21 protein-coding genes, 1 riboswitch and 1 other annotated feature are annotated in these 24,002 nt (G+C 43.8%); all 21 genes read left to right on the top strand.

Going from position 1 to position 24,002, the window contains the following annotated elements:
- Positions 1 to 82 precede the first annotated feature (82 nt).
- Positions 83 to 1,405 (top strand): cell division protein FtsA, encoded by a 1,323-nt coding sequence (gene ftsA, locus NSQ16_RS08235; protein WP_003232169.1) that lies wholly within the window; start codon positions 83 to 85, stop codon positions 1,403 to 1,405.
- A gap of 35 nt (positions 1,406 to 1,440) precedes the next feature.
- A complete protein-coding gene (gene ftsZ, locus NSQ16_RS08240; protein ID WP_327836747.1) occupies positions 1,441 to 2,589 on the top strand; it encodes a cell division protein FtsZ in 1,149 nt (382 codons plus the stop codon).
- Between the two features lie 302 nt (positions 2,590 to 2,891).
- On the top strand, positions 2,892 to 7,193 hold the full coding sequence (locus tag NSQ16_RS08245) for a bacillopeptidase F (protein WP_327836750.1): 4,302 nt from the start codon (positions 2,892 to 2,894) through the stop codon (positions 7,191 to 7,193).
- A 194-nt stretch (positions 7,194 to 7,387) separates the two neighbouring features.
- A complete protein-coding gene (gene spoIIGA / locus NSQ16_RS08250) occupies positions 7,388 to 8,317 on the top strand; it encodes a sigma-E processing peptidase SpoIIGA (protein ID WP_003232163.1) in 930 nt (309 codons plus the stop codon).
- 62 nt (positions 8,318 to 8,379) lie between these two features.
- Positions 8,380 to 9,099: an RNA polymerase sporulation sigma factor SigE gene (gene sigE, locus NSQ16_RS08255; RefSeq protein ID WP_003221446.1), complete on the top strand. Its 720-nt coding sequence runs from the start codon at positions 8,380 to 8,382 to the stop codon at positions 9,097 to 9,099.
- Positions 9,100 to 9,238: 139 nt separating this feature from the next.
- On the top strand, positions 9,239 to 10,021 hold the full coding sequence (sigG, locus tag NSQ16_RS08260) for an RNA polymerase sporulation sigma factor SigG (protein WP_163182348.1): 783 nt from the start codon (positions 9,239 to 9,241) through the stop codon (positions 10,019 to 10,021).
- Positions 10,022 to 10,168: 147 nt separating this feature from the next.
- Positions 10,169 to 10,963, top strand: coding sequence for an ABC transporter ATP-binding protein (locus NSQ16_RS08265; RefSeq protein ID WP_327836753.1), 795 nt, complete (start codon positions 10,169 to 10,171; stop codon positions 10,961 to 10,963).
- Positions 10,964 to 10,975: 12 nt separating this feature from the next.
- Positions 10,976 to 11,077: riboswitch (TPP riboswitch) on the top strand.
- 87 nt (positions 11,078 to 11,164) lie between these two features.
- Entirely contained in the window at positions 11,165 to 12,445 is a 1,281-nt protein-coding gene (gene ylmB / locus NSQ16_RS08270; protein ID WP_213414473.1) for an acetylornithine deacetylase, read from the top strand.
- A gap of 82 nt (positions 12,446 to 12,527) precedes the next feature.
- On the top strand, positions 12,528 to 12,773 hold the full coding sequence (locus tag NSQ16_RS08275) for a YlmC/YmxH family sporulation protein (RefSeq protein WP_327836757.1): 246 nt from the start codon (positions 12,528 to 12,530) through the stop codon (positions 12,771 to 12,773).
- Positions 12,774 to 12,935: 162 nt separating this feature from the next.
- Complete coding sequence (gene pgeF, locus NSQ16_RS08280; protein WP_080529292.1) at positions 12,936 to 13,772, top strand: peptidoglycan editing factor PgeF; 837 nt, start codon at positions 12,936 to 12,938, stop codon at positions 13,770 to 13,772.
- Between the two features lie 6 nt (positions 13,773 to 13,778).
- Positions 13,779 to 14,471, top strand: a complete 693-nt coding sequence (locus NSQ16_RS08285) for a YggS family pyridoxal phosphate-dependent enzyme (RefSeq protein WP_327836760.1) — start codon at positions 13,779 to 13,781, stop codon at positions 14,469 to 14,471.
- Positions 14,468 to 14,923 (top strand): cell division protein SepF, encoded by a 456-nt coding sequence (gene sepF, locus NSQ16_RS08290; RefSeq protein WP_014476753.1) that lies wholly within the window; start codon positions 14,468 to 14,470, stop codon positions 14,921 to 14,923. The genes NSQ16_RS08285 and sepF overlap by 4 nt, the downstream gene beginning before the upstream one ends.
- Before the next feature lie 6 nt (positions 14,924 to 14,929).
- The gene (locus NSQ16_RS08295; RefSeq protein WP_014479736.1) at positions 14,930 to 15,202 is read left to right on the top strand and encodes a YggT family protein; all 273 of its coding nucleotides are present in this window, start codon (positions 14,930 to 14,932) and stop codon (positions 15,200 to 15,202) included.
- 60 nt (positions 15,203 to 15,262) lie between these two features.
- Positions 15,263 to 16,036, top strand: coding sequence for an RNA-binding protein (locus NSQ16_RS08300; protein WP_003232140.1), 774 nt, complete (start codon positions 15,263 to 15,265; stop codon positions 16,034 to 16,036).
- Positions 16,037 to 16,129: 93 nt separating this feature from the next.
- On the top strand, positions 16,130 to 16,624 hold the full coding sequence (gene divIVA / locus NSQ16_RS08305) for a septum site-determining protein DivIVA (protein WP_003221468.1): 495 nt from the start codon (positions 16,130 to 16,132) through the stop codon (positions 16,622 to 16,624).
- A gap of 62 nt (positions 16,625 to 16,686) precedes the next feature.
- Positions 16,687 to 16,913, top strand: a binding site (T-box leader).
- Between the two features lie 52 nt (positions 16,914 to 16,965).
- Positions 16,966 to 19,731 carry an isoleucine--tRNA ligase gene (ileS, locus tag NSQ16_RS08310; protein WP_041850853.1) on the top strand — a complete coding sequence of 922 codons (2,766 nt, stop codon included), beginning with the start codon at positions 16,966 to 16,968 and terminating at the stop codon, positions 19,729 to 19,731.
- Positions 19,732 to 19,875: 144 nt separating this feature from the next.
- On the top strand, positions 19,876 to 20,250 hold the full coding sequence (ylyA, locus tag NSQ16_RS08315) for a sporulation-related RNA polymerase-binding protein YlyA (RefSeq protein ID WP_088325836.1): 375 nt from the start codon (positions 19,876 to 19,878) through the stop codon (positions 20,248 to 20,250).
- A gap of 102 nt (positions 20,251 to 20,352) precedes the next feature.
- Complete coding sequence (gene lspA, locus NSQ16_RS08320; RefSeq protein WP_003245047.1) at positions 20,353 to 20,817, top strand: signal peptidase II; 465 nt, start codon at positions 20,353 to 20,355, stop codon at positions 20,815 to 20,817.
- Position 20,818: 1 nt separating this feature from the next.
- Complete coding sequence (locus NSQ16_RS08325; protein ID WP_327836763.1) at positions 20,819 to 21,730, top strand: RluA family pseudouridine synthase; 912 nt, start codon at positions 20,819 to 20,821, stop codon at positions 21,728 to 21,730.
- A 180-nt stretch (positions 21,731 to 21,910) separates the two neighbouring features.
- Positions 21,911 to 22,456 carry a bifunctional pyrimidine operon transcriptional regulator/uracil phosphoribosyltransferase gene (gene pyrR / locus NSQ16_RS08330; RefSeq protein WP_003232127.1) on the top strand — a complete coding sequence of 182 codons (546 nt, stop codon included), beginning with the start codon at positions 21,911 to 21,913 and terminating at the stop codon, positions 22,454 to 22,456.
- A 173-nt stretch (positions 22,457 to 22,629) separates the two neighbouring features.
- The gene (gene pyrP / locus NSQ16_RS08335; RefSeq protein WP_327836765.1) at positions 22,630 to 23,937 is read left to right on the top strand and encodes a uracil permease PyrP; all 1,308 of its coding nucleotides are present in this window, start codon (positions 22,630 to 22,632) and stop codon (positions 23,935 to 23,937) included.
- The last annotated feature ends 65 nt before the right edge of the window (positions 23,938 to 24,002 follow it).

Below are 24,002 nucleotides of genomic sequence, written 5' to 3' on the forward strand. Positions count from 1 at the left end.
CACTTGTAAAGCCACATTCATTGTATTGTTGTTCCGCAAATAATAGAATAGAAATGATCGAAATGTGAGGAGGTGCCATAGAATGAACAACAATGAACTTTACGTCAGTCTTGACATCGGTACGTCCAATACAAAAGTGATCGTCGGAGAAATGACAGATGATTCCCTTAATATTATCGGTGTGGGAAATGTACCGTCTGAAGGGTTGAAAAAAGGCTCAATCGTTGATATAGATGAGACCGTTCATTCTATAAGAAAAGCGTTTGACCAAGCTGAAAGAATGGTAGGTTTTCCGCTTAGAAAAGCTATTGTCGGCGTTAATGGAAATTATATCAATATTCAAGATACAAACGGTGTTGTAGCAGTTTCCAGTGAAAATAAAGAAATTCAGGTTGAAGACGTACGCCGTGTCATGGAGGCGGCACAGGTTGTTTCAGTACCGCACGAACAGCTGATTGTCGATGTCATTCCTAAACAGTTTATCGTAGATGGAAGAGATGAAATCACCGACCCGAAAAAAATGCTGGGGGTGCGTTTAGAAGTAGAGGGCACCTTGATCACCGGTTCAAAAACAATCTTACATAACTTACTCCGCTGCGTTGAAAGAGCTGGTATTGAAATAACTGATATTTGCCTTCAGCCGCTGGCAGCCGGTTCTGCTGCATTATCAAAGGACGAGAAAAACCTTGGTGTGGCTCTCATTGATATAGGGGGAGGGTCAACAACCATTGCCGTATTCCAGAACGGACATCTCACTTCTACCCGTGTCATTCCTCTCGGAGGCGAAAATATCACCAAAGATATCTCCATCGGATTGAGAACGTCAACAGAAGAAGCAGAACGCGTGAAAAAGCAATTTGGACATGCCTACTATGACGAAGCCTCGGAAGATGAAATATTTGAGGTAACCGTTATAGGCACCAATCAAAAACAAACATTTACACAGCAAGAAGCAGCGAATATCATTGAAGCGAGAGTAGAAGAAATTCTTGAAATTGTTTCAGAAGAGCTTCGCAGTATGGGAATTACCGATCTGCCGGGAGGCTTCGTGCTGACAGGAGGACAAGCAGCTATGCCGGGTGTCATGTCTTTGGCACAGGATGTGCTGCAAAACAATGTCAGAGTGGCAAGCCCGAATTATATCGGTGTAAGAGATCCTCAATATATGACGGGAGTGGGCCTGATCCAATTCGCCTGCCGGAATGCAAGAATCCAAGGCAGAAAAATAGGCTTTAAGATGCCTGAAGAAGCGATACAGGAAATCGCAGTCTCATCATCTGAGGAACAAGAGCAGCATCATCACCAAAATGAGGTGCAGCAGCGGCCAAAAGGAAAACAAAAAACACAAGCCGAACATAATAAACAGAGCAAAATGAAAAAACTATTAAGCATGTTTTGGGAATAGATAGATAGTCATTCGGCAGATTAGGAGGATTTAGCATGTTGGAGTTCGAAACAAACATAGACGGCTTAGCATCAATTAAAGTAATCGGAGTAGGAGGCGGCGGAAACAACGCCGTTAACCGAATGATTGAAAATGAAGTGCAAGGAGTAGAGTATATCGCGGTAAACACGGACGCTCAAGCTCTTAACCTGTCAAAAGCAGAAGTGAAAATGCAAATCGGCGCAAAGCTGACTAGAGGATTGGGAGCAGGTGCGAATCCAGAGGTCGGGAAAAAAGCCGCTGAAGAAAGCAAAGAGCAGATTGAAGAAGCACTTAAAGGTGCTGACATGGTATTCGTGACAGCTGGTATGGGCGGCGGAACAGGAACAGGTGCCGCACCGGTTATCGCACAAATCGCGAAAGACTTAGGCGCATTAACTGTCGGCGTTGTGACAAGACCGTTTACCTTCGAAGGACGCAAAAGACAGCTTCAGGCTGCAGGCGGAATCTCGGCAATGAAAGAAGCGGTGGATACACTGATCGTGATCCCGAACGACCGTATCCTTGAAATTGTTGATAAAAACACACCGATGCTTGAAGCATTCCGTGAAGCGGATAACGTACTTCGCCAAGGGGTTCAAGGTATTTCTGACTTGATTGCTACACCTGGTCTTATCAACCTTGACTTTGCTGATGTGAAAACAATCATGTCAAACAAAGGATCTGCTTTGATGGGTATTGGTATTGCTACTGGGGAAAATCGCGCGGCAGAGGCAGCAAAAAAAGCAATTTCCAGCCCGCTTCTTGAAGCGGCCATTGACGGTGCGCAAGGCGTCCTCATGAACATCACTGGAGGAACAAACCTCAGCCTATATGAGGTTCAGGAAGCAGCAGACATTGTCGCTTCGGCGTCTGATCAAGACGTAAACATGATTTTCGGTTCTGTTATTAATGAAAATCTAAAAGATGAGATTGTGGTGACAGTGATTGCAACCGGCTTTATCGAACAAGAGAAGGACGTGACGAAGCCTCAGCGTCCAAGCTTAAATCAAAGCATCAAAACACACAATCAAAGTGTTCCGAAGCGTGAGCCAAAACGTGAGGAGCCTCAGCAGCAGAACGCAGTAAGCCGTCATACTTCACAGCCGGCTGATGATACGCTTGACATCCCGACATTCTTAAGAAACCGTAATAAACGCGGCTAATGTAAAGGACAAAATCGTTTTCGATTTTGTCCTTTTTTGTTTTTCTCTTCACACTTTCCTTCTTATAAAGTCTTTTTCCCTATTGCTTCCTTCGCTTAGTAACAAAACGGATAATTAGGCCTATTTATTTTTGTGACATTTTTATCATTTTCATATATATGGAAATTGAATGACATAAAACGACAATATCTGTAATTCGGATTGTCTACAGTTAATATACAGCGATGTTCTGACAAACCATTCATTATTAAAAGGAGGGACGACACTTTTTTAAAAAAGCATGTTGAAAAAGGGGGATGAAAATGAAGAAAAAAACGAAAAACAGACTCATCAGCTCTGTTTTAAGTACAGTTGTCATCAGTTCACTGCTGTTTCCGGGAGCAGCCGGGGCAAGCAGTAAAGTCACCTCACCTTCTGTTAAAAAGGAGCTTCAATCTGCGGAATCCATTCAAAACAAGATTTCGAGTTCATTAAAGAAAAGCTTTAAAAAGAAAGAAAAAACGACTTTTCTGATTAAATTTAAAGATCAGGCTAACACAGAAAAAGCGGCAAAAGCGGCTGTTAAAAAAGCGAAATCGAAGAAGTTGTCTGCCGCTAAGACGGAATATCAAAAGCGTTCTGCTGTTGTGTCATCTTTAAAAGTCACAGCCGATGAATCCCAGCAAGATGTCCTAAAATACTTGAACACCCAGAAAGATAAAGGAAATGCAGACCAAATTCATTCTTATTATGTGGTGAACGGGATTGCTGTTCATGCCTCAAAAGAGGTTATGGAAAAAGTGGCGCAGTTTCCCGAAGTGGAAAAGGTGCTTCCTAATGAGAAACGGCAGCTTTTTAAGTCATCCTCCCCATTTAATATGAAAAAAGCACAGAAAGCTATTAAAGCAACTGACGGTGTGGAATGGAATGTAGACCAAATCGATGCCCCAAAAGCTTGGGCACTTGGATATGATGGAACTGGCACGGTTGTTGCGTCCATTGATACCGGGGTGGAATGGAATCATCCGGCATTAAAAGAGAAATATCGCGGATATAATCCGGAAAATCCTAATGAGCCTGAAAATGAAATGAACTGGTATGATGCCGTAGCAGGCGAGGCAAGCCCTTATGATGATTTGGCTCATGGAACCCATGTGACAGGCACGATGGTGGGCTCTGAACCTGATGGAACAAATCAAATCGGTGTAGCGCCTGGCGCAAAATGGATTGCTGTTAAAGCGTTCTCTGAAGATGGCGGCACTGATGCTGACATTTTGGAAGCTGGTGAATGGGTTTTAGCACCAAAGGACGCGGAAGGAAATCCCCACCCGGAAATGGCTCCTGATGTTGTCAATAACTCATGGGGAGGGGGCTCTGGACTTGATGAATGGTACAGAGACATGGTCAATGCCTGGCGTGCGGCCGATATTTTCCCTGAGTTTTCAGCGGGGAATACGGATCTCTTTATTCCCGGCGGGCCTGGTTCTATCGCAAATCCGGCAAACTATCCAGAATCGTTTGCAACTGGAGCGACTGATATCAATAAAAAGCTCGCTGACTTTTCTCTTCAAGGGCCATCTCCATATGATGAGATAAAGCCGGAAATATCTGCACCGGGCGTTAATATTCGTTCATCCGTTCCCGGTCAGACATATGAGGATGGTTGGGACGGCACATCAATGGCCGGGCCGCATGTATCCGCTGTTGCTGCACTGCTGAAACAGGCGAGTGCCTCACTTTCTGTTGATGAGATTGAGGATATATTAACCAGCACGGCTGAACCGCTCACAGATTCAACATTTCCTGATTCACCGAATAACGGATATGGCCATGGTCTGGTGAATGCTTTTGATGCTGTATCCGCTATTACAGATGGTTTAGGGAAAGCGGAAGGACAAGTTTCTGTAGAGGGGGATGACCAAGAGCCTCCTGTCTATCAGCATGAGAAAGTAACTGAAGCTTATGAAGGTGGCAGCCTGCCACTGACTTTGACAGCTGAAGACAATGTGAGTGTGACATCTGTAAAGCTGTCCTACAAGCTTGATCAAGGTGAATGGACAGAAATAACGGCTAAACGAATCAGCGGTGATCATCTAAAAGGAACGTATCAGGCAGAGATCCCAGATATAAAAGGAACTAAACTAAGCTATAAGTGGATGATTCACGATTTTGGCGGTCATGTCGTTTCGTCTGACATATACGATGTAACAGTGAAACCAAGCATCACGGTGGGATATAAACAGGACTTTGAAACTGCACCCGGCGGCTGGGTTGCGAGCGGAACAAATAATAATTGGGAATGGGGAGTTCCGTCAACTGGCCCAAATACAGCAGCATCTGGAGAAAAAGTATATGGAACGAATTTGACAGGAAATTATGCCAACTCAGCAAACATGAACCTTGTTATGCCTCCTATTAAAGCACCTGATTCAGGAAGTCTGTTCCTTCAATTTAAAAGCTGGCACAATTTAGAGGATGAGTTTGATTACGGCTACGTTTTTGTTCTTCCGGAAGGTGAAAAGAATTGGGAGCAGGCTGGTGTCTATAACGGAAAGACATCAAGCTGGACGGAGGAAGAAATTGATTTATCGGCTTATAAAGGCCAAAACATTCAAGTGATGTTTAACCTTCAATCAGATGAAAGTATTAACAAAGAGGGCTGGTATATTGATGATGTAGTGCTTTCTGACAAATCAGCCGGAAAAACAGTCAAAAAGAATAAGCTGGGCGTCGAAAAGCCGTCTGGAAAGCAAAAGAAAAAGCCAGTAAATCCGAAAAAGGCTAAGCCATCTGCAAACACAGCGGTAAAACATCAGAACAAGGCTATACAGCCTCAAGTTTTGCCGCTCAGGGCACAAGTCAGTGTAGTGGAAACAGGAAAATCAACATATTCAGATCAATCCACAGGGCAGTACACGCTGAAGCACAAAGCGGGAGACTATACGCTTATGGCAGAAGCATATGGTTATCAGTCGAAAACACAAAAAGTATCTTTAAAGACGGATCAGACGACACAAGCTAATTTTACGTTAGAAGAGATGAAGAAGGGCACATTAAAAGGCACGGTCATCAATAAAACGACAGGAGAGCCGGTAACAGGCGCTTCCGTTTATGTTGTAGAGGATGCTGCGGTGGAACCGGCTATGACAAACGACAAAGGTGAATATACGCTGGAGGCCTATGAAGGCGCTTATACGATTAAAGTCGCTGCACCGGGTTATTACAGTGATGAATTTTCCGTTGAGTTAAAAGGTGATGTAACAAAAGAAACTGCATTGAAGCCTTTTGTCGGTTACCCGGGTGAAATTGCATATGATGACGGAACAGCGGAGAATGCCAATTCCTATTTTGCTGCCGGTAACGGATGGGCGGTAAAAATGACGCTCGCTGACGGCAAGGACAAAGGCATGCTTACAGGAGGGCTGTTCAGATTCTGGGATACAGAGTTCCCTGATCCGGGCGGCACAGAGTTTAAGGTTGAGGTATACGATGCTACAGGAAAAGATGGAGCACCGGGCAAGAAAATTGCCGGGCCATTTAACGCTGAAGCTCTTCGCAATGGCGAGTGGACTAAGGTAGATCTCAGTTCAAAAGGGATTATGGTCGATAAAGACTTTTATCTCGTATATATCCAATCGAAACCTGACCCGTATTCACCTGGACTGGCAATGGATGAAACCGGCAAGAATTCCGGCCGCAACTGGCAGTATATAGGTGGGCAATGGGAGCCGGGTGACGAAGCAGACGGCAACTATATGATTCGCGCATTAGTTGATTACGAAGCTGCTGTACCTGAGATTATTTCACCGACAGACAAGTCATACACAAATAAGGAGAACGTCACTGTAAAAGGAAAAGCTTCTCCTGGTACAACGGTACACATTTATAATGATGAGAAAGAAGCGGGAGAAACAAAAACTGCCGCGGACGGCACGTTCCAGACAGGCATCACACTCAACAAGGGTGAAAATGAGCTGACGGCAACTGCATCAACTGACAACGGAACAACAGATGCCTCCAGCCCAATCACGGTCACGCTTGATCAAGAAAAGCCTGAGTTAACGCTGGACACTCCAAAGGATGGCGGGAAAACAAATAAAGAAACGCTGACTGTCAAAGGGTCTGTATCCGATGACAATCTGAAAGACGTCAAGGTGAATGGCAAAAAAGCAACAATAACCAATGGTTCATACTCAGCCCGGATTCTTTTGGAGAATGGAAGCAATGAAATCAAGGTGATTGCTACAGACTTAGCAGGCAACAAAACGACGAAAAAGGCTGTCATTGATGTCAATTTTGATAAGCCTGTCATTTCCGGCTTAATTCCGGGAGAGGATAAAAACTTAAAAGCCGGTGAATCTGTGAAAATCGCTTTCTCAAGCGCTGAGGATTTAGATGCAACGTTTATCATTCGTATGCCGTTGACAAATGCAAGAGCGAGTGTGCAAAACGCCACCGAACTCCCGTTAAGAGAAATTTCTCCGGGAAGATATGAAGGCTATTGGACAGCCACTTCTTCTATTAAAGCAAAAGGAGCAAGAGTAGAAGTGATCGTACGAGATGATTATGGAAATGAAACAAGAAAAACTGCGAATGGAAAACTTAATATCAACACAGAAAATTAAGTGGAAAAAAGCTGCCGTCATTGGCAGCTTTTTTATATATCCTCTCATTACACTTCCTCGACAAATTAAGCAGATTTCCCTGAAAAATTGTATTTTCCTCTCAACATTAATTGACAGACTTTCCCACAGAGCTTGCTTTATACTTATGAAGCAAGAAGGGGAACAGCGTGAGGCAAGAAAGAAAGGAGTCAGATGTGAAAATCTATTTAGATGTCATTTGGCTGTTAAACTTTTGTTTTGATGCACTTTTGCTTTTGCTCACGGCATTTATTTTAAAACGGCATGTAAAAAAAAGAAGACTGGTAGGCGGAGCGTTCATCGGTTCCAGTATTGTCCTTTTGATGTTTACTCCTTTTTCGCCGATTGTTGAACATCCGGCTGGGAAGCTAGCTTTTTCAGTTGTGATTGTGGTGGTGACATTTGGCTTTAAAAGATTTCGGTTTTTCTTTCAAAATTTGTTTTCCTTTTATTTTGCCACTTTTTTAATGGGGGGAGGAATTATCGGAGCCCATTCTTTGCTGCAGTCAAATTCTATTGTTCAAAACGGTGTCATGATTACCAATCAAACAGGGTTTGGAGACCCGATCAGCTGGTTGTTTATTGTTGGTGGCTTTCCAGCATTATGGTTTTTTTCTAAAAGAAGAATTGAAGATATTGAAACAAAAAACATTCAATATGAGGAACGAGTCAGCGTGCAGGCAGATTTGGGCAGCCAAACACTTCATGTCAGAGGCCTGATTGATTCCGGTAACCAGCTGTACGATCCTCTTACAAAAACACCGGTAATGATCATTTACATTGATAAATTGGAGCCGATTTTCGGAACAGCCGAAACGATGATCATTCGAAATACAGACCCATTGGAAGCCATCGAACAGCTCGATGATTCCTTTCGCTTTTTAGATAAAATGAGATTGATTCCATACAGGGGAGTTGGTCAGCAAAATCAATTTTTATTATGCGTTAAACCGGATCACGTAACGATTATGACAAAAGAAGAAATGATTTCTGCAGATAAATGTTTAATCGGCATCAGCACAACAAAGCTGTCGGCAGATGGAGAGTTTGACGCGATTATTCATCCGAAAATGCTTTCGGGCAAGGCTGTCAAACACGTTTCATAATGTTCGCAAATGTCCGTTACTTATCATACTCAAACGGCGTGACATTTAGAAGGGAGAGGAAGATGAAAAAACTGAAATTACGGTTGACGCACCTCTGGTATAAGCTGCTGATGAAACTTGGGCTGAAAAGTGATGAAGTCTATTACATAGGCGGGAGTGAAGCCCTGCCGCCTCCATTATCTAAAGATGAGGAGCAGGTTTTGTTAATGAAGCTCCCAAACGGCGATCAGGCGGCGCGCGCCATTTTAATTGAACGCAATTTGCGTCTGGTCGTATATATCGCCCGTAAATTTGAAAATACGGGAATTAATATAGAGGATTTAATCAGCATCGGTACCATCGGTCTAATCAAAGCTGTGAATACATTCAATCCAGAAAAGAAAATCAAGCTTGCTACCTATGCCTCCCGGTGTATAGAAAATGAAATCCTGATGTATTTAAGAAGAAATAACAAAATCCGTTCAGAGGTTTCCTTTGATGAACCGCTTAATATTGATTGGGACGGCAATGAGCTTTTGCTTTCTGATGTGCTCGGCACTGACGATGACATCATCACTAAAGACATAGAAGCTAACGTCGATAAAAAGCTTTTGAAAAAAGCGCTTGAACAGCTTAATGAGAGAGAAAAGCAAATCATGGAGCTGCGGTTTGGGCTTGTCGGTGAAGAAGAAAAAACCCAAAAGGATGTAGCGGATATGATGGGGATTTCTCAGTCTTATATTTCGCGGCTTGAGAAAAGAATTATAAAAAGGTTGAGAAAAGAGTTCAACAAAATGGTGTAAAAAATTTTATGGTTAGAACCCCTTGATTTTACAGGGATTTCCTGGTTTCGACAGTTTTTCGGTCTGAGTGCAGTGCATATTTTTCCCACCCAAGGAGATACTTAACGTTGTACAGCAGCTCCTGTAGGGAGGGAAAAAAGTGTCGAGAAATAAAGTCGAAATCTGCGGGGTGGATACCTCCAAATTACCAGTACTCAAGAATGAAGAGATGAGAAAGCTGTTTAGGCAGCTGCAGGATCAAGGCGATGATTCAGCAAGAGAAAAGCTTGTAAACGGGAACTTGCGTCTTGTCTTAAGTGTCATTCAACGATTTAATAACAGAGGGGAGTATGTTGATGACTTATTTCAAGTCGGCTGCATCGGACTAATGAAATCCATTGATAATTTTGACCTAAGCCATAATGTTAAGTTTTCAACATACGCTGTACCTATGATTATCGGAGAGATCCGCAGGTATTTACGCGATAATAACCCGATCCGTGTCTCAAGATCACTCCGGGACATCGCTTACAAGGCGCTTCAGGTAAGAGAGCGGTTAATCAGTGAGACAAGCAAGGAGCCGACTGCAGAAGACATCGCAAAAGTTCTTGAAGTACCGCATGAGGAAATTGTATTTGCGCTTGATGCCATCCAGGATCCGGTTTCTCTATTTGAACCGATCTATAACGACGGCGGAGACCCGATCTATGTGATGGACCAAATCAGTGATGAGCGTAATACAGATTCACAATGGATTGAAGAGCTGGCTTTAAAAGAGGGCATGAGAAGGCTGAACGATAGGGAAAAAATGATTTTGAGAAAGCGATTCTTCCAAGGGAAAACCCAAATGGAAGTTGCCGAAGAAATCGGAATATCCCAGGCGCAGGTGTCCAGACTTGAAAAAGCGGCTATCAAACAAATGAATAAAAATATTCATCAATAATGAAAAGCCTTTAAAACGATGTTGTTTTAAAGGCTTTTCTATTGATTACGGATGGTTTACGTTTTGGAAAAAGTAAGGTATCCTAGTTCGTACAAAGTTTTATGAAAATTAAAACAATTATAAAAGGCAATAAAGAGGAGGACCACGATGATTTTGCAGCTTGACAATGTCTCACTAAAACGGAATGGGAAATGGATACTGAGAGATATTCATTGGAAGGTGGAAGAAAAGGAAAATTGGGTGCTTTACGGCCTAAATGGCGCCGGGAAGACAGCGCTGTTAAATATGCTGTGCTCATATTATTTTCCAACATCAGGCGAGATGCAGGTGCTCGGCCATGAATTTGGCAAAACAGAACTTGGGGAAAAGCTCAGACGTAAAATTGGCCTCGTCTCAGCAGCTCTTCAGCAAAAATTGTATCCGGCAGATTCAGCCTTTGAAATTGCTTTGAGCGGAGCTTACGCTTCGATTGGGTTATATGAAACGCCAAGTAAGGAAACCAGGGAAAAAGCGATAGGTTTGTTAGAGGACTTGGGAGCAATTGAATATGCCGATCGCCGCTATGAAACCCTTTCTCAAGGGGAAAAACAAAGAGCATTGATTGCTAGAGCACTAATGGCCGATCCGGAGTTGCTGATACTGGATGAACCAGTCACAGGACTGGATTTTATTGCCCGGGAAAAGCTGTTAGATACGATTACATACATTGCAAACAAAGAAAATGCACCATCTATCCTTTATGTGACTCATCATGCTGAAGAAATTTTGCCTGTCTTTGATAAAGCCCTTTTATTAAAACAGGGAGAGATCTTTGAATCCGGAGAAATAAAGGAAATGCTTACTGATCAAATACTTTCCGCTTTTTTTGATACGCCAATCCATGTATTATGGAATCAGGATCGGCCGTTTTTAACAAGAGCTGAGCCGATAACGAATGCCTGACAAACATATATAGATTCATCCTAGGGGTGCTTTGCGAAGCTGAGAGAGACTTTGTCTCAACCCTTTTGACCTGATCTGGATCATGCCAGCGGAGGGAAGCGGTGAAAAGCGGAGTACATCGGACTCCGTTTGTTTTTATTAAGCCGTTTCATCACATTTGAAACGGCTTTTTTGATTTTAAAGAATAGGAGCGGATTTACATTGGATCAACAAATAGACTCTTTGCAAAAAAAAGTGGAAGAACATAAGGAGGAGCTTATTCAGCTTGCGAAAACGCTGATTTCTTATCAAACACCTGCTCCGCCTGCAAGAAATACAGAGGGCATTCAGTCTTGGATTGCGGGATATTTAAATGAATTGGGATTCTCGATCGACAAATGGGATGTGTACCCTGGAGATCCCAATGTTGTCGGCAAGCTAAAGGGAACAGATTCAGCAGATTATTACAGCCTGATTATCAATGGCCATGTAGATGTGGCAGAGGTAAAAGAGGATGAAGAATGGGAGCATGATCCATTTCATCCAATTGAAAAAAACGGTCTCTTAATCGGTCGAGGCGCTTCCGATATGAAGGGCGGAATGGCGTGTGTGTTGTTTGCTGTCAAATTGATTCGTGAAGCAGGCATTGAACTTCCAGGTGATCTGATTCTGCAATCGGTTATTGGGGAGGAAGTTGGAGAAGCCGGCACACTTGAATGCTGCAAGAGGGGCTACCACGCTGATTTTGCAATTGTCGCGGATACGAGCGATATGCATATTCAAGGCCAAGGGGGTGTCATTACAGGCTGGATCGAAATCAAAAGCAGTCAAACATTTCATGATGGAACGAGACGGAATATGATTCACGCAGGCGGAGGAACATTCGGAGCAAGCGCAATTGAAAAAATGGCAAAAATCATTGCGGGGCTCGGTGAACTTGAGCGCCACTGGTCCATTATGAAAAGTTATCCCGGTTTTAAACCAGGCACAAATACGATTAATCCGGCAGTTATAGAAGGCGGCAGACATGCGGCTTTTATAGCGGACGAATGCCGGCTGTGGATCACAGTCCATTTTTATCCAAATGAAACCCATGACCAAGTGGCAGCGGAAATAGAAGATTACGTCAATCGGCTGAGTGACAGTGATATTTGGCTTAGGGAAAACCGCCCTGTATTCAAGTGGGGAGGCTCATCTATGATAGAAGACAGAGGAGAAATTTTTCCGGCATTGGAAGTTGACTCTGGCCACCCAGGCGTCTTAGCGCTAACTGCCTCTCATCAGAAAGTGAAACGGGAGTGTCCAATTATTGACGTTTCTCAATCAGTTACAGATGGCGGATGGCTGTATGATGCCGGTATTCCATGCGTAATATACGGTCCTGGAGATCTGCACAATGCACACTCTGTGAACGAGAAGGTATCGATTGAGCAGCTAGTAGAGTATACAAAAATTATACTCGATTTTATCATCAGCTGGTGCAGCCGGAAAAAAGAACAATGACATGAAAATTTCTTCTTGCTGACAAGGTTCAGCCTGCCCGTTCATATACTTGAACAAAAGGACGGAAAAAGGACGTGATGGAATGATCAACATTTCAGAATTTCAGGTAAAGGATGTCGTCAATGTCTCAAACGGAAAAAAGCTGGGGAGTATTGGTGATATTGATATCAATGTGACTACTGGAAAAATTCAGGCGATCATACTCGGAGGAAATGGGAAAGTTCTCGGATTTTTTGGAAAAGAAGAGGAATTGGTCATTCCATGGCGAAATATAGTAAAAATCGGGGAAGATGTAATCTTGGTCCGATTAAGTGAACCGCATGCATAAACCTGCTTTTCTGCCGCGGATTGGCAAATGCCGGAAGTCTCGATTCTTCCGGCACATTTCATTTAGAAATATGCAAATCGGCGCTCAACGAATGCAGTAAGATGTGGTAAAATAAGTGGGAAATTCCGCTTTTTTAAATGTTTGTCGAAAGGTTGGATCATCATGAATACATATCACCCATTCAGTCTTACCACACCCTCGACACTCATGATACAAGACTGGGCTCAAACGAATCAAAACAACAAAGAGGTCATTGCCGGATTTACGACAAAAAACGGCGGTGTCAGCCAAAAGCCTTTTGAATCGTTAAATACAGGATTGCACGTTCATGACAAAGATGCAGATGTAGTTAAAAATCGTGAATATATTGCCGATATGTTTAATACTGATTTGCAGTCTTGGGTATTCGCTGATCAGACACATGATAATCGCGTTCAGAAAGTGACGCAGAGGGATAGGGGAAAAGGCGCCCGTGAGTATCACACGGCTCTAAAAGCAACGGACGGGCTCTATACAAATGAAAAAAATGTATTTTTAGCATTATGCTTTGCTGATTGTGTGCCTCTTTTCTTTTATGATCCGGTTAAGTCGCTTGTCGGAGTCGCCCATGCCGGGTGGAAAGGCACCGTCAAACAGATTGGCAGAGAAATGGTGAAGCAATGGATTGAGAAGGAAGGTTCAAATCCCTCAGATATTTACGCTGTTATTGGCCCGTCTATCAGCGGAGCATGCTATACGGTAGACGACCGCGTCATGGATGCTGTCCGCGCATTGCCGGTTTCAGCAGACCTTGCCGTTAATCAGACGGCAAAGGCACAATATCAGCTTGATCTGAAAGAGCTGAACCGTCTTATACTGATGGACAGCGGTTTGGCAAGTGAACAAATTTCTGTCAGCGGTTTATGCACGGAAAGCGAGCCGTCTCTTTTCTATTCTCACCGCCGCGATCAGGGGAAAACTGGACGGATGATGTCCTTTATCGGAATGAAGGAGGCATAAAAGATCTTGCGTGTTGTTGATAATTTACGACATATAAACGAACGAATAAACGAAGCATGTAACAGATCGGGCCGCAGCTCCGATGAAGTTACGGTTATTGCAGTCACTAAATATGTATCGCCTGAAAGAGCACAGGAGGCAGTAGATGCTGGCATCACCTGCCTCGGAGAGAATCGGGATGCGGAACTGCTCCGCAAACAGGAATTGATGAAAGGGAATCCGGAATGGCATTTTATCGGCAGTCTGCAATCAAGAAAAGCAAAATCTGTCGTCAATTCGGTTTCCTATATCCATTCCCTAGACCGGCTCTCATTAGCGAAAGAAATTGAAAAACGGGCTGAAGGTACTGTACGATGCTTTGTGCAGGTCAATACCTCTCTTGAGCCTTCTAAACACGGCATGAAAAAAGAAGAAGTCATTCCATTCATACAGGAGCTTTCCGGTTTCGAACATATACTTGTTGCCGGGCTGATGACAATGGCTCCGCTGACTGATGATCAAGATCAGATCAGAAGCTGTTTCAGGTCGCTGAGAGAACTCCGTGACCAGGTTCAGAAGCTGAACCAACCGAACGCTCCGTGTACTGAACTGTCGATGGGCATGTCAAATGATTTTGAAATTGCAATTGAAGAAGGAGCTACTTTTATTAGAATCGGCTCATCGTTAGTCGGAAATGAAACAGGGGGTGTACAGCAATGAGTATGAAAAATAAACTGAAAAACTTTTTCTCAATGGAAGATGAAGAATACGAATATGAATATATTGAGACAGAGCGGGAATCTCATGAGGAGCATGAGCAAAAAGAAAAGCCAGCTTATACGGGGAATAAACCTGCGGGCAAACAGAATGTAGTGAGCTTGCAAAGTGTTCAGAAATCCTCTAAAGTGGTGTTGAGTGAGCCGCGCGTTTATGCGGAGGCGCAGGAAATAGCCGACCATTTGAAGAACCGGCGGGCAGTTGTCGTCAATCTTCAGCGGATACAGCATGACCAGGCGAAGCGGATTGTTGACTTTTTAAGCGGAACCGTTTATGCCATCGGCGGCGATATTCAAAGAATCGGCTCAGATATTTTCCTCTGCACGCCTGACAACGTAGATGTATCAGGCACAATTTCTGAGCTCATATCTGAAGACGAACATCAGAGGTGGTAAAGCGAGATGATCCTTTATCAAGTTTTTTCGGTTTTAAACTTATTAATCACAATATACTCATTTGCCCTGATCATATATATTTTTATGTCATGGGTGCCGAGTACGAGGGAAACAGCAGTCGGGCGTTTTTTGGCTTCGATTTGTGAACCATATCTCGAACCATTCAGAAAAATCATTCCTCCGATTGCAATGCTGGATATTTCACCAATCGTAGCAATACTTGTGCTTCGGTTTGCGACAACCGGCTTGTGGGGGCTTTATCGCATGATTGCGTTTTAATGTGACAGTTTGATAGGGGCTTGGCAGCAGCCAAGCCTCTTTACATAGAAGGGAAAGACGATGAGCGATATATATCAGCACTTCAGAAAAGACGAGCGGGCCTTTATTGATCAAGCGCTCGAATGGAAAAGAATTGTCCAGGAGCAGTACCGGATGAAGCTGACCGACTTTTTAGACCCCCGAGAGCAGGTCATCCTCTCTGCTGTTACGGGACAGGCAGATGTCGGGCTTGCCTTTTCCGGCGGCTATGACAGAGCGGAGCGGAAACGGGCGATTCTGTTTCCAGAGTACATTACTCCGGAAGAATCAGATTTTGAACTGCAGGCGTTTAACGTCCGTTATGCTGACAAGTTTGTCTCAGTAGATCATCGTTCTCTGCTTGGTGCATTAATGGGCATAGGATTAAAGCGGCAAAAATTCGGTGACATCGTGTTTTCTGAGACAGCAGTGCAATTGATTGTCTCAGCCGATACCGCTGATTTTGTGGCTGCACAGCTGACCCAAGCAGGCAAAGCGGCGGTCAGCCTAGAGAAAATCGACTTGTCAGACCTTAACATTCCAGCAGTTGATGTCGAAATAAGAGATGACACGGTTTCTTCTTTAAGGCTTGACGCCGTCTGCGCCTCTATGAGCAGGCAATCCCGCCAGAAATCACAGACGCTTGTGAAAAACGGCCTTGTGAAAGTGAACTGGAAGGTGGTTGAAGATCCTTCATACATAGTCGCGGAAGGGGACATGCTGTCAATCAGAGGTTTTGGCCGGTGCAGCTTAACAAAAATCGAAGGAAAAACCAAAAAAGACAAATGGAGAGTTACGTTTGAACGACAAAAATAGTCGGTTTTTCAGTTTTTTTCTCCATCTGTGCGAAATTTGTTTTATAATGTGAACTAGATAACCGTACTGAAATGTAAAAATGGAGGTGGCATCATGCCATTAACGCCAAATGATATTCACAACAAGACGTTTACAAAAAGTTTTCGCGGATATGATGAAGATGAAGTAAATGAATTCCTAGCCCAAGTCAGAAAAGATTACGAAATTGTTCTCCGCAAGAAAACTGAGCTTGAAGCGAAAGTCAATGAGCTAGATGAAAGAATCGGACACTTTGCCAATATTGAGGAAACATTGAATAAATCAATTTTAGTTGCTCAAGAAGCGGCTGAAGACGTAAAACGCAATTCTCAAAAAGAGGCAAAGCTGATCGTTCGGGAAGCGGAGAAAAACGCTGATCGCATTATCAACGAATCGTTATCAAAATCAAGAAAAATTGCAATGGAAATTGAAGAGCTGAAAAAACAGTCTAAAGTGTTCAGAACACGTTTCCAAATGCTGATTGAAGCTCAGCTTGATCTTCTGAAAAATGACGATTGGGATCATCTCCTTGAGTATGAAGTCGACGCTGTATTTGAGGAAAAGGAATAAATTCTCTGATTATCTTGACATTTTCTTAGCTTGTCGAATATAATACGTTCATAAATTCAGATGAAAAAACGGTTGAAAGGGACAGTCATGTTTCCTTCAGGCCTTCATAGCGACCCGGAGATGGTGAGAGTCCGGGATGGCCGGAATCATGTAGATCAGCCCTTTAGTTTCCTTGCTGAACTCACAGTAGGTTAGGACGTTCATCACGTTACGATGCTCAAGAGGAAAAAGTGTATGTTTGCTTTTTCTAAAAGGGTGGTACCGCGAGATAAGCTTTCTCGTCCCTTATGGGATGAGAGGGCTTTTTTTATTTTCTGAAAAAATGCAGTGGAGGAATGAAAATGGATTTTAAAGACACGCTCTTAATGCCGAAAACAGATTTCCCGATGCGTGGAAATTTGCCAAACCGTGAGCCTGACATTCAAAAAAAATGGGAGGAAGAAGATATCTACCGTCTTGTTCAGGAACGGACGAAAGACCGCCCGAAATTTGTTTTACATGACGGACCTCCGTATGCAAACGGCGACATCCATATGGGCCATGCACTTAACAAGATTTTGAAAGACTTCATTGTCCGCTATAAATCAATGAGCGGCTACAACGCACCGTATGTGCCGGGCTGGGATACACACGGATTGCCAATTGAAACAGCTCTGACAAAAAACAAAAAGGTCAACCGCAAAGAAATGTCAGTAGCGGAATTCCGCAAACTATGCGAAGAGTACGCTTGGAAGCAAATCGAGGGACAGCGTGAGCAATTCAAACGTCTTGGTGTCCGCGGTGACTGGGAAAACCCATATGTGACATTAAAACCGGAATACGAAGCGCAGCAAATCCGCGTATTTGGTGAAATGGCAAAACGAGGCTACATTTACAAAGGCCTTAAACCGGTTAACTGGTCACCTTCAAGTGAGTCTGCTCTGGCTGAAGCCGAGATCGAATATCAAGATAAACGTTCAGCATCTATTTACGTCGCTTTTGGTGTAAAAGACGGAAAAGGCGTTCTTGAAAACGGCGAGCGCATCATCATTTGGACAACAACGCCTTGGACAATTCCGGCGAACCTTGGAATCTCAGTGCACCCTGATCTTGAGTACAGCGTGATTGCAGTAGGTGAAGACCGCTTTGTCGTAGCAAGTGCCTTAGTCGAAAATGTTGCATCGGCATGCGGATTTGATCAGTATGAAGTGACAAGAACGGTCAAAGGGAAAGACCTTGAGAACATTATCGCTGAACACCCGCTATATGGCAGAGACTCTCTCGTTATGCTTGGTGAACACGTAACAACTGATGCCGGAACAGGCTGTGTTCATACAGCGCCAGGACATGGGGAAGATGACTTTATCATCGGCCAAAAATACGGTTTAGATGTGCTTTGCCCGGTCGATGAAAAAGGTGTAATGACAAGCGAAGCTCCTGGGTTTGAAGGCATGTTCTATGATGATGCAAACAAAGCGATCACACAGCAGCTCGATGAAAAAGGCGCACTTGTGAAGCTTGAATTCATTACTCACTCTTATCCGCATGATTGGAGAACAAAAAAACCAACCATTTTCAGAGCGACAGCGCAATGGTTTGCGTCTATTAAAGATTTCAGATCAGACCTGCTGGATGCCATTAAAGAAACCAAATGGGTTCCTGAATGGGGCGAGCAGCGTTTGCACAACATGGTTCGGGACCGCGGAGACTGGTGTATTTCGAGACAGCGTGCGTGGGGTGTGCCGATTCCGGTATTTTACGCTGAAAACGGAGAACCGATTATTACAGATGAAACCATTGAACATGTTTCTGAATTGTTCAGACAGCACGGATCAAACATTTGGTTTGAAAAAGAAGCAAAGGATCTTCTTCCGGAAGGCTTTACGCATCCTGGCAGCCCGAACGGCACATTTACAAAAGAACAGGATATCATGGATGTTTGGTTTGATTCAGGCTCTTCACATCAAGCAGTGCTTGAAGAACGTGATGACCTCGTACGCCCGGCTGATTTATACCTAGAGGGATCTGACCAATATCGCGGCTGGTTTAACTCTTCTCTTTCTACAGCAGTAGCCGTAACAGGGAAAGCGCCGTATAAAGGTGTGCTCAGCCATGGGTTCGCACTGGATGGAGAAGGACGCAAGATGAGTAAATCAATCGGTAACGTTGTTGTTCCGGCTAAAGTCATGAAACAGCTTGGTGCCGACATCTTAAGATTATGGGTATCTTCAGTGGATTATCAGGCGGACGTTCGCGTGTCTGACGCCATTCTAAAGCAGGTTGCGGAAGTATATCGTAAAATCCGCAACACGTTCCGTTTCCTTCACGGCAACCTTTTCGATTTTGATCCAAAAACAAATGCGGTGGCTGTCGAAGATCTTCGTGAAGTGGATCAGTATATGCTGATTAAGCTGAACAAGCTGATTGATAAAGTGAAAAAAGCGTATGATGAGTACGAATTTGCGGTTGTGTATCACAGCATTCATAATTTCTGCACAATCGAATTGAGCTCATTCTACCTTGATTTTGCAAAGGATATTGTCTACATCGAGCATGCGGATCATCCGGATAGACGCAGCATGCAGACAGTATTCTATGAAACGCTTCTTGCATTAGTGAAGCTTTCAGCGCCTATCCTTCCACATACGGCAGACGAATTGTGGTCTCATTTAACATTTGTTGAAGAGCAGAGCGTTCAGCTGACCGATATGCCGGAAACAATCGCGGTTCCAAACAGTGAAGTGACTGAAGAAAAATTTGACCGCTTTATGGCTCTTCGTGATGACGTGCTAAAAGCATTAGAAACTGCGCGAAATGAAAAAATTATCGGTAAATCTTTGGAAGCAAACTTGAAATTGTATCCAAACAAAGAAAACAAAGAGCTCTTGGCTTCCATAAAAGAAAACCTTTCTCAGCTGTTTATTGTGTCTGAACTGACAATCAGCGAAGAAAATGATGCGCCGAACGATGCGCAAAGCTTTGCGACGGGTAAAATCGCTGTCGAGAAAGCGGAAGGCGAAATGTGTGAGAGATCTCGTGTGATTTCAAAAGATGTAGGGGCAAATCCGAAATATCCTACACTTTCATTACGCAACGCTGAAATTGTTGAAAAATACTATCAAAAATAATGCAAAAGAGCCCGGCGTAAAAGCCGGGCTTTTTTTGTGCCAAGAGTGACATCCTTTAGAACGAAAGGAAAAATCTTATGGGCTTTAGATCATCATTCACAGGCAACAATAAAGATACTACGTTAAGAGCAGGAGTTGTGAAGAATGAATGATCAACTGACCGCAATTTATACGGAACTTCTTCTGATGAAAGAAGAATTACAGTCGAGATTATTTGAGTATTCTTGCTTTCAGGTTTCTACAAGCCCGCAAGCAGCAATCAATCAAAAACAAAAAGCAACTCTGATCTATCATATTAAAGAAGAACTTCAAGACGTTCTCCTTGCATTGGCCAAAATCGAAAACGGCACATTCGGATACTGTGAAGAAACTGGGGCCCCCATTCCTCTTGCAAAGCTGGCAGTGCTGCCGACGGCCCGAACAGCAAACGATTTTCTTTATTCTGTCCAATTTGAGAAAAAAACGCTTCCGATATGGAAATCAACGGATATCGAATATGGTCAGGCACTGTATGAATAACAGTGTCTGGCCGGTTAATATGCCTGATATTTCTTTACTCCAGTGCTTTTTATTGATAAAATGCATAATGGATTAAAGTAACCGTAAACTGGAGGAACGTTTGTGCTGTATTATATGATTGCACTACTTATTATTGCAGCCGATCAATTGACAAAATGGCTAGTTGTTAAGAACATGGAACTTGGCCAAAGCATTCCGATCATTGATCAGGTATTCTATATCACCTCCCATCGCAATACGGGTGCTGCATGGGGGATATTAGCGGGTCAAATGTGGTTTTTCTACCTCATAACAACCGCTGTTATTATTGGTATTGTTTATTACATACAGCGTTATACAAAGGGACAAAGGCTTCTTGGCGTTGCCCTCGGACTTATGCTTGGCGGTGCCATCGGCAACTTTATCGATCGGGCTGTCAGACAGGAAGTTGTGGATTTTATCCATGTTATTATTGTCAATTACAATTACCCGATATTTAACATCGCGGACTCTTCACTATGTGTCGGCGTAATGCTTTTATTTATACAAATGCTGTTGGACAGCGGGAAAAAGAAAAAGGAGCAATAGCATGAATCAAATTGATATAACCGCTTCAGAAGAACAAAAAAGTGAGCGGATTGATAAATTTTTGGCATCGACTGAGAATGATTGGTCAAGAACCCAAGTTCAGCAATGGGTAAAAGACGGACAGGTTGTCGTGAACGGAAGCGCGGTGAAAGCGAATTATAAAATTCAGCCGGGTGATCAGGTGACCGTCACTGTACCCGAACCGGAAGCGCTCGACGTCTTGGCAGAACCTATGGATCTGGATATTTATTATGAGGACCAGGATGTGCTGGTCCTCAACAAACCTCGCGGAATGGTTGTTCACCCAGCACCCGGGCATCTTACGGGCACACTTGTAAACGGCCTTATGGCTCATTGCACAGACCTTTCCGGAATAAATGGTGTGATGCGTCCGGGTATTGTTCACAGAATCGATAAGGACACGTCCGGGTTATTAATGGTGGCGAAAAATGATATGGCGCACGAGTCACTCGTAAACCAATTGGTAAACAAAACGGTCACCCGAAAATATACGGCCGTTGTCCACGGGCTTATTTCTCACGATGACGGCACAATTGACGCGCCGATCGGACGAGATAAGAAAGACCGTCAAAGCATGACTGTGACACGTGATGGCAAAAGCGCTGTCACTCATTTTCATGTGCTTGAGCGTTTTCAGGATTTTACGTTAGTGGAATGCCAGCTTGAAACAGGGAGAACCCATCAAATTCGTGTTCATATGAAATATATCGGATTCCCATTAGCAGGCGATCCGAAATACGGCCCAAGAAAAACAATCGACTTTAATGGCCAAGCGCTTCACGCGGGAGTTTTAGGTTTTGACCATCCACGAACAGGAGAATATGTCGAATTTGAAGCGCCGCTTCCTGAGGATATGGCAGAATTAATCGAAAACCTCAGAAAAAACGGTTGACAGCGTGTTTCTTTTCTGAAATAATAAACGAAGCTGAATAGATTCTTTAAAACAGTCCAGAGAGGCTGAGAAGGATAACGGATAGACGGGATGCGTGTATAGTGCGCACCTTGTCCTAAAACCCCTCTATGCTCTGGCAGGAGGGGTTTTTCTTCTATATGAACTGTGAGGTGTCACACATTGAATCAAAAAGCTGTCATTCTCGACGAACAGGCAATCAGACGGGCGCTGACCAGGATTGCTCACGAAATGATCGAACGCAATAAAGGAATGAATAACTGCATTCTTGTCGGTATTAAGACAAGGGGGATTTACCTGGCAAAACGCCTTGCGGAACGCATTGAACAGATTGAGGGAAATCCTGTTACAGTCGGTGAAATTGATATTACTCTTTACAGAGACGATCTTTCTAAAAAAACGAGCAACGATGAACCGCTTGTAAAAGGTGCAGATATTCCGGTAGATATTACAGATCAAAAAGTCATTCTCGTTGATGATGTTCTGTATACCGGAAGAACAGTCAGAGCAGGAATGGATGCGCTTGTTGATGTAGGCAGACCTTCCTCCATTCAGCTTGCAGTGCTTGTGGACAGAGGACACCGGGAGCTGCCGATCCGAGCGGATTATATCGGGAAAAACATCCCGACATCAAAGTCAGAAAAGGTTATGGTTCAGCTTGATGAGGTAGACCAAAACGATCTCGTCGCCATTTATGAAAACGAATAATAGATCACCTTTTTAAGGGCAATCCAGAGAGGTTGCAAAGAGGTGCACAACAAAGGCCCAAAAAGCATTCGGCAGGTCTTTGTATGCCTCTTTGCGTAAAAAAGCAAAGAGGTTTTTTTATACAGTCATTGAGTCATCCTAAAATGAAAGTCAACAATCAGGGGGAAATCATCATGAGTAAGAAAAAAGTAAATTTAGGGGTCAGGGATGTCCCGACACCTTTCTCTTGGGTTTCATTCAGCCTTCAGCATTTGTTTGCCATGTTTGGCTCAACCATTTTGGTTCCGAAGCTCGTCGGAATGAGTCCTGCTGTGGCGTTGGTGACAAGCGGCATCGGAACACTGGCGTACCTTCTTATTACGAAAGGGCAAATTCCGGCGTATCTCGGTTCGTCCTTCGCCTTTATTTCTCCGATCATTCTGGTAAAAGCGACCGGCGGGCCGGGAGCGGCAATGGTTGGGGCGTTTCTTGCAGGGCTGGTGTACGGGCTTATTGCCTTATTGATTAGGCAGCTTGGAACAGGATGGCTGATGAAGATTCTCCCGCCTGTAGTCGTAGGGCCTGTTATTATCGTCATCGGGCTCGGACTTGCAAGCACTGCAGTAAATATGGCGATGTATGCTGATCCGAACGCGAGTGAGTTAGTCTACAGCTTAAAGCACTTTAGTGTCGCAGGAGTTACGCTGGCAATCACGATTATTTGTGCAATTTTCTTACGAGGATTTTTAAGCCTGATTCCGGTTCTGATCGGAATCATCGGCGGATACCTGTTTGCCCTTACTCAAGGGATTGTCAACTTCCAGCCGGTGCTTGACGCGAAATGGTTTGCAGTGCCTGAATTTATCATTCCGTTCAAAGATTATTCACCATCAGTTACACTCGGCATCGCAGCCGCAATGGTTCCTGTCGCATTTGTCACAATGTCAGAGCATATCGGCCACCAAATGGTGCTGAGCAAGGTTGTCGGACAAGACTTCATTAAAAAGCCAGGTCTTCATCGCTCTATTATGGGTGACAGTGTGGCGACAATCCTCGCTTCTCTGATCGGCGGTCCGCCGACAACGACTTACGGAGAAAACATTGGCGTGCTGGCCATCACAAGAGTATTCAGCGTCTTTGTCATCGGAGGCGCGGCAGTGATTGCCCTTTGCTTCGGCTTTATCGGCAAAATTTCAGCGCTGATCAGCTCAGTGCCGTCAGCGGTCATGGGAGGCGTCTCCTTCCTGCTGTTCGGAATCATTGCTTCAAGCGGCCTGAGAATGCTGATTGACAACAAAATTGATTATGAAAACAACAGAAACCTCATTATTACATCAGTTATCCTTGTCATCGGTGTAGGAGGCGCTTTTATCCAAGTGTCTCAGGGCGGATTCCAAGTGTCAGGAATGGCGCTTGCCGCAATTGTCGGTGTCATCTTAAACCTGATTCTTCCGCAGGCGAAGGAAGAGCAGGCAGAAACATCTGAACAACATCATATCTAAAACCTTTTAATGAAAGTCCAGAGAGGCTTGGAAGGGTTATGAAGAGAAGGAAGCTTCAATGCTGC

Origin of the sequence: Bacillus sp. PS108 (assembly GCF_037963335.1) — a bacterium.
GTDB lineage: Bacteria > Bacillota > Bacilli > Bacillales > Bacillaceae > Bacillus > Bacillus subtilis.

Coding starts and splice junctions, on each gene's coding strand:
- ftsA (WP_003232169.1), top strand. CDS start 83: ATGAACAACAATGAACTTTACGTCAGTCTTGACATCGGTACGTCCAAT.
- ftsZ (WP_327836747.1), top strand. CDS start 1,441: ATGTTGGAGTTCGAAACAAACATAGACGGCTTAGCATCAATTAAAGTA.
- NSQ16_RS08245 (WP_327836750.1), top strand. CDS start 2,892: ATGAAGAAAAAAACGAAAAACAGACTCATCAGCTCTGTTTTAAGTACA.
- sigE (WP_003221446.1), top strand. CDS start 8,380: ATGAAAAAACTGAAATTACGGTTGACGCACCTCTGGTATAAGCTGCTG.
- NSQ16_RS08265 (WP_327836753.1), top strand. CDS start 10,169: ATGATTTTGCAGCTTGACAATGTCTCACTAAAACGGAATGGGAAATGG.
- NSQ16_RS08275 (WP_327836757.1), top strand. CDS start 12,528: ATGATCAACATTTCAGAATTTCAGGTAAAGGATGTCGTCAATGTCTCA.
- pgeF (WP_080529292.1), top strand. CDS start 12,936: ATGAATACATATCACCCATTCAGTCTTACCACACCCTCGACACTCATG.
- sepF (WP_014476753.1), top strand. CDS start 14,468: ATGAGTATGAAAAATAAACTGAAAAACTTTTTCTCAATGGAAGATGAA.
- NSQ16_RS08295 (WP_014479736.1), top strand. CDS start 14,930: ATGATCCTTTATCAAGTTTTTTCGGTTTTAAACTTATTAATCACAATA.
- NSQ16_RS08300 (WP_003232140.1), top strand. CDS start 15,263: ATGAGCGATATATATCAGCACTTCAGAAAAGACGAGCGGGCCTTTATT.
- divIVA (WP_003221468.1), top strand. CDS start 16,130: ATGCCATTAACGCCAAATGATATTCACAACAAGACGTTTACAAAAAGT.
- ileS (WP_041850853.1), top strand. CDS start 16,966: ATGGATTTTAAAGACACGCTCTTAATGCCGAAAACAGATTTCCCGATG.
- ylyA (WP_088325836.1), top strand. CDS start 19,876: ATGAATGATCAACTGACCGCAATTTATACGGAACTTCTTCTGATGAAA.
- NSQ16_RS08325 (WP_327836763.1), top strand. CDS start 20,819: ATGAATCAAATTGATATAACCGCTTCAGAAGAACAAAAAAGTGAGCGG.
- pyrP (WP_327836765.1), top strand. CDS start 22,630: ATGAGTAAGAAAAAAGTAAATTTAGGGGTCAGGGATGTCCCGACACCT.